The sequence below is a fragment of the Brevundimonas sp. Leaf363 genome, assembly GCF_001424025.1.
GTDB lineage: Bacteria > Pseudomonadota > Alphaproteobacteria > Caulobacterales > Caulobacteraceae > Brevundimonas.
In genome coordinates this window covers 675,502-688,522 of record NZ_LMPZ01000002.1, presented here as the reverse complement: position 1 = coordinate 688,522, position 13,021 = coordinate 675,502, and the positions used below count along the sequence as shown (strand labels likewise).

The following is a 13,021-nucleotide window of genomic DNA, read 5'->3' as shown; positions in this document are numbered from 1 at the left end:
CTGTCATATCCTGGATCGCGTGTGGCGACTGGCGCGCGTGTCGTCTCGGGTCTGTCGCTTGACGAAGACGTCGACTCTCCGGCGACGGCCGAGGGCGGATTGGACTCTTTGCACCTTTTGCACCGTGTTTTTCAGGGTGCAAAAGACTGTCGAAGCGAGCCGCCTTAGTTGGCGGCCGGGTCCGCCTCGACCGTCAGGCCCACCTCTTCAGGGGTCACCGGCGGGGTCGTGATGTTGGCGCGGATGCGGCGGGCGGCGTGTTCGCAGCGCCCGGGCAGGCCGAAGAACAGACCGAAGGCCTGGCTGCGCACCACCTCGTCAGGATTGACCAGCAGTTGCGTCCACTTGGCCGTGGCCTCTGCCGCTGCGCGGTCGGCGGCGGCCTTTGCAGCCGCACTCTGGCGCGGGGTCGCGGCGGCCAGAGCCCCACGGAAGTCCTGCGCCTCCAGCTTGGCCAACCGGATCAGCTCGGCGTCCTCCGCATTGTGGTCCGTCAGCGTCTCGCCTAGGGCGACATGACCGTTCACCAGCGCCTCGCACCAGGCCACCAGCGGGTAATCCTGCGTCGGCGCACCAGCCGGCAGCGGGTTGGAATAGGCGATCGCCTCGCGCAGCCGCACGGAGTCCGCCGCTTCGCCCCGCGCGCCGGTGACGATGGGGCCTTCATCCTGCGCGGATTGCAGGGACAGGGCGGCGGCGATGGCGAGCTCAAGCAGCATGAAGGTCTCTGACGCGGTTTGGGGAATAGCCAACCGTGGCTGTTCGGGATGACATTTTCAGGGCGTAGCGCCTCGAACCTGAACGGCGACCGAACGGAAGCCGCTCCGGCAGGCATGGGGGCAAACGAAAAGGGGCGGACCTTTCGGTCCGCCCCCCCGTCGTTTCGTAAGATCTTCCGATCCTTAAAAGCGCGCTTTCGCCGAGACGGAGAAGGTGCGGCCGAAGGTGCGGTAGACCTGACCGTCGATGTTGCCTTGGCCATACAGCGTGCCCGAGGCGGTGACCGGCGGCAGCTTGTCGAAGACGTTGCCGACGTTGGCCGTCACTTGCAGCATGTCGGTGACATCCCAACGGGCCGTCAGGTCGACGTACGAAGATTCCGGCAGGTACTCGGGCGAACCATCGAAGTAGTTCGGGCCAAAGCCGATATCGTCCGTCTCACCGATGTAGGTCCAGCGGGTGAAGAACGTCCAGTCGCTGATGTCGTAGGCGACCGACAGGACCGACTTCACATCGAAGACGACGCCGCCGATACCGGCGAAGCCGGTGCCAGCGTACTCGTCGCCGTCGATTTCCAGCGAGTCAACGTACGTGAACAGTTCGTTGATGCGCAGGCGACCCGGCAGCGGGGTGTAGTCTTCCAGCGGGATCGACCAGTCGATCTGCAGGTCGTAGCCCTTGGTCTTCTGATAGCCCACGTTGCCGCGGCTGGTGTTGACGAAGTCAACTTGGCCGTCGAGCGTGTTACGCGTGACGCGGGCGCAAGCGGCCGTGTCGGCGCCCAGGCTGTCGTAGCACTGGGAGATCCAGTACTGCGAGCCGAAGCTGGCGATCAGGTTGGTGATCTCGATGTCGTAGTAGTCCAGCGAGGCGCGGAACTGACCCATCGGGAAGGTGCTCGGTTGGAACACCACGCCGACGGTGAAGGTTTCGGCGTCTTCCGGCTGCAGGTTCGGGTTGCCGAAAGCGAAGGCTTCCGTCTGACCGTTGTTCTGCGTGAAGCCCGTGAAGTCATAGCCGCCGGCCTGCGACGAGCAGAATGCCAGCAGTTGAGCGCTCGGGTTCTGAGCGTCGTCGCAGGGATCGATGTAATTTTCGAAGCCCTGGTCGCCGTTCTGGAACAGTTCGAACACCGAAGGCGCACGAACGGCCGAGTTGTAGACGGTACGGATCTTCAGCCAGTCGGTCGGCTCGTATTCCAGACCCACCTTGTAGGTGTCGACGCCACCGATGGTGGAGTAGTCCGAATAACGGTAGCCGCCTTCCAGGCCCAGGTAGTTTACGAAGGGCAGATCCGCCAGCAGCGGGATCGCGATTTCCGTGTACAGTTCCTTGACGTCGATCGAACCCTTTTGGTTCTGAACGGCGTTGAAGCCGAAGATGTTGCCCGTGCGCTGTTCGTTGTCGACGCGGTAGTCGGCCGACGATTCACGCCATTCGAAGCCGAAGACGGTCGAGATCGGACCGGCAGGCAGCTCGAAGACCGAACCGCGCACGAAGCCGGCGATGCGCTTTTCTTCCACTTCGGTCGTCGAGAACGTCGGGACGTCCAGGAAGTTGACCATCGTCGAGTTCAGGGTGCCGGCGCCGAAGATATCGAGCGGCACGCAGCCCGGCAGTTGGCCGGCCAGCGGAGAGCCGTCCGGGTTCTGGCAGCCCGCCAGGCCTTGGGCCAGGGCGGTCTTGTTGGTCGAGTGCTGGCCGGAGTCGGTGTAGTTGTTGACGCCGTACGAACCCGTCAGGCTCCAGTCCCAGTCGCCCCAGAGCGAACCGGTCAGGGTGTTCAGGATGGCAAGAGCGTTGTTCTCCGACTCACCCACGCGGGTGCCGACTTCGTTCATCCGGCGGTCCATCGTGAAAGAGGCCAGCGGATTGGGACGCGACTGCAGAGCGGCCCACAGGTCGGGGTGACGGTTGGAGATCAGCGACTGCATCGCCGGGGTCAGGGTCACGACCAGGCCGGTGGCCGGGGTCGGGGCCAGCTGAACCTGCTGCCAGCTGTTGGTGTAGCTGACCTGCGTGCGCAGCTTGATATCGTCGGTGATGTCGTAGGTGCCGATCGTGGTGATCGTGAAACGCTCGGCCGGGATGATCAGGTAGTTGTCCGGCGCGAAGTTGTAGCGGCTCGAGCCAGCCGAGCGATCCGGCACGGCGCAGGCGCCGGCGACGGCGCGCGGCGTCAGCTCACCGGCTTCGTTGAACGACAGGTTGCCCGAGTTGTACGGCGTCGTGTTGGCGATGCCGTCGCAGGTGGTGTCATAGCCGCCGGCCATGAAGTTGTCGTTGCCCGTCGCGCCGACCGTGGCGGACAGGTTCTGGAACGGGTTGGCGCCGCTGTTGTAGACGGTGCCCCAGGCCGGGGTGCCCGAACCGCCCGAAACCAGGGTGCCTAGGGCGCCCTTGTTGTTGACGTAGTCCAGCCACTGAGCGGCCGAGTCGGCCACGACGTACGAACCGTCGGAGGCCACCAGGACGGCGCCCGAAGTGCGCGAGTAGGGCAGTTCCGACTGGAAGGTGCCTTCGCGGTTATAGTAGCTGCTGTAGACGGTCAGGTTGCCGCGGCCGTTGGCGAACGAACCGCCGAACAGGCCGTTGATTTCGAACTCCGGCGAGAAGCCGTCGAAAGCAGCGCCGTAGGTCGACGAGATTTCGGCGCCTTCGAAGTCGTCCTTCAGAACGAAGTTGATGACGCCGGCCAGGGCGTCCGAACCGTAAACGGCCGAGGCGCCGCCGGTCACGACTTCAACGCGGTCGATCAGCGAGGCCGGGATGGTGTTGATGTCGACCACGCCCGTGGTCGAGGAGGCGGGGACGCGTTCGCCGTTAACCAGCACCAGGGTGCGGCTCGGGCCGAGGCCCCGCAGGTCGACGGTGGCGAAGCTTTCGCCGCCCGAGTTGTTCGAGTTGCGCGTGTTGCCGGCGACGACCGACGGCAGGGTGTTGAGCAGGCTGTCGACCGTCAGCGTCTGGGTCAGTTCGATGGTTTCCGAGGAAACGGTCGTGACCGGGCTGATGGCTTCGAAGTCCTGACGGACGATACGCGAGCCGGTGACGACGACGTCTTCGACTTCAGCTTCGCCCGAATCCTGGGCGAAGGCCGGCGCGGCGGCGACGGCCATAAGGGCGCCGCTGATCATGGTGGTGGCCAGCAAGCGCCGGCGGTACTGAGGGTTTCTCAAGGCTCGTTCTCCCGTGACTGGCGCGGCGCCGTCGAAAATCCGACGTATCCCCACCCGAAGCCGATCACCCCGAACAAAACGTTCTGGGTTGCAGTGCAAACCATAGGAACCCGGCCTTGAAGTCCAGCCGCTCGGCCCGATTTGAACACAGTCGTCGCCAGTCTGTCGCAATCGCGCCACACTCGCGGTCGACAGCTACGGGGTTGAAACGCCGTAAAGGCCTGCACAGGGTAGGATTTCGCCCGTATGGGGCGTGACGGACCGTCGCGCCTCTGTCACGCGGGTCGGACAGATCGGGGATAAATCATGGCCAAGACCATTCGAATCGCAGCGTTCGGCGCCGCAATGCTGCTGGCCGCGCCGGCCTTCGCCCAGGACGGCGCAACGGCCGATCTTGTGCGGTGCCGCGCAACAGCCGACGACGCCGCGCGCCTGGCCTGCTACGACGCCGCCGTCACCGCCTTCGAAACGGCGCGCGCCCAGGGCGAGGTGGTGGTCCTGAGCCGCAGCGAGGTCGCGGAGACCCAGCGCCGCTCGTTCGGCTTCGACCTGAACGTCCTGAACCCCTTCAACGGGGACGACCGTCCCGTCGAGCTGGAATCGCTGGATGGAACGCTGGCGCGAGCGCGTCAGGCGGGCGGAAAGTGGACCGTCGTGCTGCAGGACGGTTCGACCTGGAAACAACTGGACAACGCCACGCCCTATTTCCGCACGGCCGCCGGCACGCCCGTGCACATCCGCCGCGCCACCCTGGGAAGCTACCTGATGACCATCGGCGGGGCCGCGCCGCTGCGGGTGCGGCGCGAAAACCCATGACCACGCCGCGCTTCCTGACCGACCGCGTCGCCGTGTCGCCCCAGATCGACCCGTCCGAGATCGCGGCTCTGGTGGACGCCGGCTTCGTCGCCTTCGTCAGCCATCGCCCGGACGGCGAGGCGGCGGATCAGCCGACGCACGCCGCGCTGTCGGCGGCGGCCGAGGCGGCCGGGGCGCGGTTCGTCGCCCTGCCCTGCCGAGGCCTGCCCGGCCCCGAGGCGGTCGAGGGCACGCGCCAGGTTCTGACCGAGACCGGCGAGGGCAAGGTGCTGATGTTCTGCGCGGCCGGCATGCGGTCCAGCGCGGCCTGGGCCATGGCGTCGGTCGCCGATGGCGCGCGGCCGGACGAGGTGATCGCGACGGCGGCGGGCGCAGGCTACGACCTGTCGCGGCTGCCGCTCTAGCGCTGGATGGCCGCGCGGACGGCGTAGGGCGCCGGCTCCGGGGTGCACGAGGCGACCATCAGCTGCGCCGCCATGAGACAGATCAACGCCGCGGCGATCGGCGCGAGCCGATTTGAGACAAAAACTGCGGCGGATAGGGCCAAGACGCGCTCCTGAGGACCGTTTACGATCCGTTAAGCGCAAGGGCCGCGCCACCGCGCCCAAAGCTGCGAGGCCCGCGTGATCCCGTTCGTCCGAGAGTTCGATTTCGCCTATGGCCGGCCTGACCGGCTGTCGCCCCTGGTCGAGCGGATCGTCGCGCCCAACCCCGGCCCGTTCACCTTCACCGGCACGGGCGTCTACATCGTGGGTCGGGCCGAGGCGGGCGCCGGCGTGGCGGTGATCGATCCCGGCCCGCTGGATGAGGGGCATCTGCGGGCGCTGCTGGGCGCGCTGAAGGGCCGGACGGTAAGCCACATCCTGGTGACCCACGCGCACCGCGACCATTACCCCCTCGCCGCGCCGCTCAGCGACATGACCGGCGCGTCCGTCCTGGCGGCGGGCGGCGCGTCGTCGACCCATGCGTCAGACCCGGAGAACCTCGAGGCCGGCGACGGCGCGTTTCGGCCGGATCGTATGCTGGCGGACGGAGAGCGGATCATGGGCGACGGCTGGACGCTGGAGACCGTCGCCACGCCCGGCCACGCCTCCGATCATCTGGCCTTTGCGCTGATCGAGGAGAACGCCCTGTTCAGCGGCGACCATGTCATGGGCTGGTCGACCAGCGTCGTGGCGCCGCCGGACGGCGACATGGCGGCCTATCTGGGCAGTCTGGAGCGCGTTTCGGCCAGAGATTTCGGCCGGCTCTATCCGACGCACGGCGCGCCCATCGAAGACCCGGCGCCGTTTCTGTCGGCCTATCGCGAGCACCGGCTGGAGCGGGAGCGTCAGATTCTGGCGCGGCTGACGGCGGGGGACACGACGATCCGCGCCATGGTCCCGGCGCTCTACGCTGGCGTGGACGAGCGGCTGTGGCCGGCGGCGTCCCTGTCGATGCTGGCGCATCTGATCAAGCTGGTCCGCGAAGGCCGCGCGGTGGCCGATCCGGCGCCGACGCTGGACGCAGCCTACCGTCCGGCCTGACGCGGCGACTGGTCGAGCGCTTCGACCAAGCGGATGGCCCGCCGACACGCCTCGCCGCCGTCCGCCGGCGCGTAGCGAGCCGCGACGTGTACATCCGTCTGCCCCGGCCGGATGCGGATCTCGGCGTCGTGGACGAAACCGTACCAGAAGCTCTCGCGTCGTCCGTTGGCCCTGAAGGCGGCGGCGCCCAGCGGCGTGAACCCCGCCTCCTGCAGCGCCCAGGCGGCGACGCCCGGTGCGACCTGAGTCCGCACGGTCCGCAAGCCTCGGCAATCCTGGGGGCCGCCGTGGACGTAGATTTCGGTCGCCCCGTCGGCCTGGCGCTGCCGGCTCACGGCCGCCGAGAAGGCGGGTGCGTTCGACACGTCGCTGGAAACGTCGAAGGGCGCCGACGCGGCCAGCAGTTGCTGCTGATAGAGGAAGCCGCCCAGCGTCGCCGCGGCGATTACCACGGCCGCAAACGCAGTCAGGCCCCGCCGCTTCCAGTCACGCGCGGCCGTCACGACGGCGGCCAGAGCGGCCGCCGCGCCGACGAACGCCATCGCCCAAGCCACCTGCCAGGTCAGCACCCGCCAAGCCAGATCGTGGGTCAGGACGCCGAACTTGGCCCCGAAGGCCGCGACGAGGACCAGCAGCGGGGCCACGACAGCGACCAGCGCCATCAGCGTCGTTAGCCGGCCGCTCGCGCCTCCACGTCCCGTCGCCATGCGGTTCAATCCTTCTGGGCGCCAGCGCTGGTCGGCAGGCGGTAGTCCTTCATCTGCTCGCGCAGCAGCTTCTTGTCGATCTTGCCGGTGGCGCCCAGCGGGATGTCGGCGACCGCCACGACGTCGTCGGGCATCCACCATTTGGCGATCTTGCCTTGCAGGAAGGCCAGGTGTTCGGCCTTGTCCAGCGTCTGGTCGGGCTTCAGCTTCAGGATCAGCACCGGCCGTTCATCCCACTTGGGATGCGCCGCGCCGATGACGGCGGCCAGATCGACCTTGGGGTGGCCGACGGCGATGTTCTCGATCTCGATCGAGCTGATCCACTCGCCGCCGGACTTGATGACGTCCTTGGCGCGGTCGGTGATCTGCATGAAGCCGTAGTCGTCGACCGTGGCCACGTCGCCGGTGTCGAAGAAGCCTTCGTTGTCGAGGATCTCGCCGCCCTCGTCCTTGAAGTATTTCCCGGCGATGGTCGGTCCCTTGACCATCAGGCGGCCGTAGGTGTGCCCGTCGTGCGGCATGTCCTGGCCGGCGTAGTTCTTCAACTTCAGCTCGACGCCCAGCGGCGGCGTGCCCTGCTTGATCCGCCATTTCATCTGCTCGTCGTAGGGTTTGGCCAGCAGTTCGGGCGGAAGGTTGGACAGGGTGCCGATGGGCGAGGTCTCGGTCATGCCCCAGCCCTGGATCACGTCGATGCCGTAGTCGTCGTGGAAGGTGCGGATCAGGCTTTCCGGCACGGCCGAGCCGCCGATCAGCACGCGCTTCACGGTCGACAGCTTCAGCCCGTTCTCCTTCATATGGCCCAGCAGCCCTTGCCAGACGGTGGGAACGGCGGCCGAGAAGGTGACCTTCTCCTCCTCCAGCAGCTCATAGATCGAGGCGCCGTCCATCTTGGCGCCGGGCATGACCAGCTTGGAGCCTGCGGCCGGACCACCGAAGGCGATGCCCCAGGCGTTGGCGTGGAACATGGGCACCACCGGCAGGATCACTTCCGACGGCGTCGCCCCCAGCACGGTCGACTGCAGGCCCATCAGGGTGTGCAGGAAGTTGGAGCGGTGAGAATAGAGCACCCCCTTGGGGTTCCCCGTCGTGCCCGAGGTGTAGCAGAGCCCGCAGGCGGTCTGTTCGTCGAAGTCGCCCCAGACGCAGTCCTCATGGCTTTCCGACAGGACGTGCTCATAGCATTCGGCCTGCGGCAGCTTCGTCGCCGGCATGGTCCATTCGTCGGTCATCACCACGACGCGCTCGACCGTCGGGCAGTGGCCCAGGATGGCCTCCAGCAGCGGCACGAAGGTCAGGTCGACGAAGATGATGCGGTCTTCGGCGTGGTTGATGATGTAGACAAGCTGTTCCGGGAACAGGCGGGGGTTCAGGGTGTGGCAGACCGCGCCGATGCCCATGATGCCGTACCAGGCCTCGATGTGGCGGGCGGTGTTCCAGGCCAGGGTGGCGACCCGGTCGCCGGGCTGGACGCCCCAGGCCTTCAGCGCCGTCGAGACCCGCTTGGCCCGGCCGTGGATCTCCGCATAGGTCGTGCGGACGATCGGCCCTTCGACCGAGCGCGTCACCACCTCGCGGCCGCCATGCCAATTCTTGGCGTGGTCGATGATCTTGTCGACCGTCAGGGGCCAGTCCTGCATCAATCCCAGCATTGCATTCCCTCGATTGCATCGACTTTTCGCGATGCTTGCGGCGACGCTATCCGGGTGATCGCTGTTAAGCAACGTGACGCTTGGGAAGCCTTGATGCGGCCCTTTGTCCGCCAGCGCTTGCCATCATGGACCATTGAACGCCAAGGAAGCGCGTGACCTTCCTGATCGCCATCACCGGCGGCTCGGGCTCTGGAAAGAGCACCCTGGCCGAAACCGTCGTCGCCGCCCTGGGCGACAAGGCCGTGCTGCTGCGCGAGGACGCCTACTATCTGGACGCCGCCGCCCTGCCCGGTTTCGACGCGGCCACCTTCGACTTCGACGACGTGGCGGCGCGTGATCACGACCTGCTGGTCGAACATCTGACGATGCTGCGGGCCGGCCGATCGATCACCGCGCCGCGCTATTCCTTCATCACCCATGGACGCGAGACCGACGGCGAGCCTGTCGAGCCGGCCGAGGCGGTGGTGGTCGAGGGGGCGCACCTGCTGTGCACGCCCGCGCTGGCGGCCTTGTTCGATATCCGCGTCTTCGTGGACACTCCGGCCGACATCCGCTTCATTCGCCGGCTGCTGCGAGACCAGGTGGAGCGGGGTCGCAGCGCCCAGTCGGTGATCGACCAGTATCTGAAGACCGTCCGTCCGGGACATGAGCGTTTCACCGAGCCGTCCAAGGTCGCAGCGGACTTCATCGTGGCCGACACCTCCCCCGCCGTACGCCTGGTCGATCCCCAGACCGTCGTCCGCCTGGCGGCCCCTTTGTTAGCGCACCCAAAAATCGCCGCCTTGTTCACCGGCTGAGCTTGCGGTTCGCTCGCAAAAGCGACACGGTTTTGGGTGAACAATATTCTCCCAGCGATGCCTGACGATTCTTCCAGCGAAACCAATGAGCCGGACCACCGGCATTCCCTGATCCTCGCCACCGCGCGACGACATTTCATGACCCACGGTTACGCCTTGACGCGCATGGAGAGCGTGTCGCGGGAAGCCGGGGTCTCGACCGCCACGCTGTACGCCTTCTTCCCGGGCAAGGCCGAGCTGTTCAGCGCGGTGATCTACGACGCCGCCGAGGATTTCGGCCGCCAGATGGCCAAGGTGCGCGCGGCGTCCGGCACGCCGCGGGAGCAACTGCTGGTGTTTGCTCAAAGCTATGCCGGCTTCATGCGTGACCCCCTGGTCCGCGCCATCTTCCGCCTGGTCATGGCCGAGCGGCCCCGCTTCCACGAGGTGGCGATGCGCTTCTTCGAGAAGGGTCGGACCGACTTCGGCATGGTGCTGATGGACGCCTTGGCGCGCATGGTCGATCGCGGCGAGCTGAAGCTGGAGAAGCCGTCCTGGGCGGCCGGTCAGTTGCTGGGCATGATCGAGCACCCGGTCTTCTTCGTACCGCTGGTGACCGGCGACGAAGTGCGCGCCCGTCGTCCGATCGAGCAGATCGCCGAGGATGCGGTCGAGACCTTCCTTGCCCGCTACGGCGCCTAGGGCTGCAGGCGGGTTCGACCCCAGGCGTCGCCGTCCCGCGTGAACAGCATCCGGTCGTGCAGCCGAAAGGCCCGGTCGCGCCAGAACTCGATGCTCTCGGGGATCACGCGCCAGCCGATCCAGCGTTCGGGGCGCGGCGGCTCCTGTCCCTCGAACCGGGCCTCGGCCTCGGCCACCTGGGTCTCCAGCGCGGCACGGCTGTCGATGGGCCGTGACTGGTCCGAGGCCCATGCGCCGATGCGGCTCTCTCTCGCGCGGCTGGCGAAATAGGCGTCGGCTTCCTCCGCCGAAACCGGCTCGACCCCGCCCCGGATCCGCACCTGCCGACGCAGGCTCTTCCAGTGGAACAGCAGTGAGGCGCGCGGCTGGCCCGCCAGCTCCTGACCCTTGGCGCTCTCGCGGTTCGAGTAGAAGGTGAAGCCGCGCCCATCGACGCCCTTCAGCAGCACCATGCGGCAGTCCGGCATCCCATCCGCATCGACGGTGGCCAGGGCCATGGCGTTGGAATCGTTCGGCTCGGTCCTGCGGGCCTCGGCCAGCCAGTCGGTGAACAGGGCGATCGGGTCGTCCCGCTCGAACTCCGTCTCATCGGCGTTGGCGGCCAGTTGGGCGGCGTAGTCCTGGGCGGACGGGCTGGGCGGAATGGGCGACTGGCTCATGCCTCACCCTATAGGCCCTGCGGGCCATCGGCGTCGATTAACCGGCGATTGACCATCTTCATTGTCTTTGTCGCCCATGCAGGTGCGCTCGCGCTCGGAAATCGCCTCCCTCGTCGAGGCCTATGCGCTGTTGGGGCTGACCGGCCCGGCGGACGCAGAAGCGCTAGGCGCCGCTTTCCGCCGTGCAGCCAAGGCGGCGCGGCCGGATGCGCCCGGCGGCGACGCCGCACGTTTCCGCCGTGTCATCGCCGCCTTCCGCTTGATCCAGGCCCAAGGCGCTCCCCGCCCCGCCCTGGCGGCGCCGCCCCGACGGCCCGCGCCCAAGCCTGTGGTCGTCATCGACCCGATGCGCGCCGTGAACGGCGGCATGGTCGATGTTCGGCTGGACCACCGCTCCCTGCGCCTCACCGTTCCGGCGGGCCTGCGCACCGGCGAGCATATCCGCCTGAAACGGGGCGGCGCGGACGGTTCGGACATCTATCTGCCGGTGCTGATCCGAGCGTCCGACGGCCTGATCTGCATGGGCGACGACCTCTACATGACCTGCCCCGCCTCACCTCGCGTCCTGCGGGACGGCGGCCGCATAGACATCGATACCCACGCCGGGATCCAGTCGGTCTGGGTCGCGCGCGGCCTGACCGATCCCATCCGCCTGCGCCTCAAGAACCTGGGCCTGCCCGCGCGTGGATCGCGGCCTCAGGGCCACCTGTTCGTCACCCTGGTCGAAGCCGAGGACGTCCCCTCGGCGGCCGAAGACCTGCTGGCCCGCTTCACACGGGTCTGGACGCCGGAGCGCATGGCGGCCTAAGGCCAAGCCATGTCCCTGAACACCTTCGGCCGTCTGTTTCGCGTGACCACCTGGGGCGAGAGCCACGGGCCGGCGATCGGTTGCGTGGTCGACGGCTGTCCGTCGCTGATCCCGCTGACCGAGGCCGACATCCAGCCCTGGCTGGACCGGCGCAAGCCCGGCGGTAGCCGCTTCGTCACCCAGCGCAACGAGAGCGACACCGCCCGCATCCTGTCCGGCGTCTTCGATGACGGAGACGGCCCGGTCACGACCGGCACGCCCATCGCCATCGAGATCCAGAACGAGGACGCGCGCTCCAAGGACTATGGCGAAATCGCCCGCGCCTACCGGCCCGGCCACGCCGACTACGCCTATCAGGCCAAATATGGCGTGCGCGATCACCGCGGCGGCGGTCGGTCCTCGGCCCGCGAGACCGCCATGCGCGTGGCCGCCGGCGCCGTGGCGAGGAAGGTGCTGGGCGACGGCGTGCGCATCCGCGCGGGGATCGTCCAGATCGGCCCGCACCGGATCGCGCCCGAGGCCGTCGATTTCGACGCCGTCAACGACAACCCCCTGTTCGCCGCCTCCGCCGAGGTCGTGCCTGCGTGGGAGGCCTATATGGACGGGGTGCGCAAGGCCGGGTCGTCGATCGGCGCCGTGGTGGCGCTGGAGGTCACGGGCGTGCCCGTCGGCTGGGGCGCGCCCCTCTACGGCAAGCTGGACGCGGATCTGGCCGCCGCCATGATGTCGATCAACGCCGCCAAGGGGGTGGAGATCGGCGCGGGCTTCGACGCCGCAGAACTGACGGGCGAAGCCAACGCCGACGAGATGCGGCTGGACCTGAACGGCCAGCCCGTCTTCCTGTCGAACCACGCGGGCGGCGTCCTGGGCGGCATCTCGACCGGCCAGCCGATTACGGCCCGCATCGCCTTCAAGCCCACCTCCTCCATCCTGACCCTGCGCCAGACCGTCAACCGCGACGGCCAGGAAGTGGACCTGCGCACCAAGGGCCGCCACGACCCGTGCGTCGCTCTGCGCGCCGTGCCGGTGGTCGAGGCCATGGCCGCCTGCGTCCTGGCCGACGCCATGCTGGGGCATCGGGCCCAGGTCGGTTGATGCGCGAGCCGGTGCACCGTCGGCTTGGACTTAAGGCGACGACACGACTGTGGCTGAGCGCGTCGCGTGAATCGCTCGGCCTGCCGATCGCGCTGTCTGGTACGGTTTTCGTTCTAGCTCTTCTCTGGATCACGCTAGATCCGCACTACCCCGCCCAGCCCGTCACAGGGCGCGTCGCCGGCCTGACCGTCACTCAACAGGGCAAGAGCGTCATCGCGGCTGCGAAGGTCGACGTCGACGGGTCGTCCGTCGTGGTCCCCGTGCCCCTTCATTATGGCTGCGACATCGGCGATCCCGTACGCCTGCAGAAGTTGGGACTGCGTTGGGGCTATACCTACACCCTCGACACGACGCGGCCGGCCTGCCGCTGACCCCTTTTCG

Annotated in this window: 13 protein-coding genes; 8 read left to right on the top strand and 5 right to left on the bottom strand. The window is 67.7% G+C overall.

The genetic code is table 11. The features are described from left to right. Positions 1-164: 164 nt before the first annotated feature. Both ASG17_RS06335 and ASG17_RS06330 read right to left on the bottom strand, forming a co-directional pair. On the bottom strand, positions 165-719 hold the full coding sequence (locus tag ASG17_RS06335; RefSeq protein ID WP_056100688.1) for a hypothetical protein: 555 nt from the start codon (positions 717-719) through the stop codon (positions 165-167). A gap of 183 nt (positions 720-902) precedes the next feature. After that, positions 903-3,899, bottom strand: coding sequence for a TonB-dependent siderophore receptor (locus ASG17_RS06330; RefSeq protein ID WP_156367751.1), 2,997 nt, complete (start codon positions 3,897-3,899; stop codon positions 903-905). A gap of 306 nt (positions 3,900-4,205) precedes the next feature. On the opposite strand from ASG17_RS06330, the gene ASG17_RS06325 reads away from it, so the two are divergent. The 3 genes from ASG17_RS06325 to ASG17_RS06315 all read left to right on the top strand — a co-directional run bounded on the left by ASG17_RS06325 (position 4,206) and on the right by ASG17_RS06315 (position 6,241). Further along, positions 4,206-4,715 (top strand): hypothetical protein, encoded by a 510-nt coding sequence (locus tag ASG17_RS06325; protein WP_056100682.1) that lies wholly within the window; start codon positions 4,206-4,208, stop codon positions 4,713-4,715. Then, on the top strand, positions 4,712-5,119 hold the full coding sequence (locus tag ASG17_RS06320) for a TIGR01244 family sulfur transferase (RefSeq protein ID WP_056100679.1): 408 nt from the start codon (positions 4,712-4,714) through the stop codon (positions 5,117-5,119). Before ASG17_RS06325 ends, ASG17_RS06320 begins: the two co-directional genes overlap by 4 nt. Before the next feature lie 219 nt (positions 5,120-5,338). Next, entirely contained in the window at positions 5,339-6,241 is a 903-nt protein-coding gene (locus tag ASG17_RS06315; protein ID WP_056100676.1) for an MBL fold metallo-hydrolase, read from the top strand. On the opposite strand, the gene ASG17_RS06310 is transcribed toward ASG17_RS06315, so the two are convergent. Then, positions 6,226-6,903 (bottom strand): DUF1499 domain-containing protein, encoded by a 678-nt coding sequence (locus ASG17_RS06310; RefSeq protein WP_056100673.1) that lies wholly within the window; start codon positions 6,901-6,903, stop codon positions 6,226-6,228. The genes ASG17_RS06315 and ASG17_RS06310 overlap by 16 nt on opposite strands. Before the next feature lie 50 nt (positions 6,904-6,953). Beyond that, on the bottom strand, positions 6,954-8,600 hold the full coding sequence (locus ASG17_RS06305; RefSeq protein ID WP_056100672.1) for a long-chain-fatty-acid--CoA ligase: 1,647 nt from the start codon (positions 8,598-8,600) through the stop codon (positions 6,954-6,956). A gap of 152 nt (positions 8,601-8,752) precedes the next feature. Here ASG17_RS06305 and udk point away from each other — a divergent pair, with 152 nt between their 5' ends. Together udk and ASG17_RS06295 are read left to right on the top strand one after the other, a co-directional pair. Further along, on the top strand, positions 8,753-9,397 hold the full coding sequence (gene udk, locus ASG17_RS06300; RefSeq protein WP_056100670.1) for a uridine kinase: 645 nt from the start codon (positions 8,753-8,755) through the stop codon (positions 9,395-9,397). Positions 9,398-9,454: 57 nt separating this feature from the next. Continuing rightward, positions 9,455-10,078: a TetR/AcrR family transcriptional regulator gene (locus ASG17_RS06295; protein WP_056100669.1), complete on the top strand. Its 624-nt coding sequence runs from the start codon at positions 9,455-9,457 to the stop codon at positions 10,076-10,078. Here ASG17_RS06295 and pdxH read toward each other — a convergent pair. After that, complete coding sequence (gene pdxH / locus ASG17_RS06290; protein WP_056100667.1) at positions 10,075-10,737, bottom strand: pyridoxamine 5'-phosphate oxidase; 663 nt, start codon at positions 10,735-10,737, stop codon at positions 10,075-10,077. The genes ASG17_RS06295 and pdxH overlap by 4 nt on opposite strands. Before the next feature lie 61 nt (positions 10,738-10,798). On the opposite strand from pdxH, the gene ASG17_RS06285 reads away from it, so the two are divergent. Genes ASG17_RS06285 through ASG17_RS06275 form a run of 3 tightly spaced genes read left to right on the top strand, consistent with a single transcriptional unit; the run spans position 10,799 to position 13,011 of the window. Continuing rightward, positions 10,799-11,545: a DnaJ C-terminal domain-containing protein gene (locus ASG17_RS06285; RefSeq protein ID WP_235560373.1), complete on the top strand. Its 747-nt coding sequence runs from the start codon at positions 10,799-10,801 to the stop codon at positions 11,543-11,545. A gap of 9 nt (positions 11,546-11,554) precedes the next feature. After that, the gene (aroC, locus tag ASG17_RS06280; protein WP_056100662.1) at positions 11,555-12,640 is read left to right on the top strand and encodes a chorismate synthase; all 1,086 of its coding nucleotides are present in this window, start codon (positions 11,555-11,557) and stop codon (positions 12,638-12,640) included. Further along, positions 12,640-13,011 carry a hypothetical protein gene (locus ASG17_RS06275; protein ID WP_056100661.1) on the top strand — a complete coding sequence of 124 codons (372 nt, stop codon included), beginning with the start codon at positions 12,640-12,642 and terminating at the stop codon, positions 13,009-13,011. Before aroC ends, ASG17_RS06275 begins: the two co-directional genes overlap by 1 nt. The last annotated feature ends 10 nt before the right edge of the window (positions 13,012-13,021 follow it).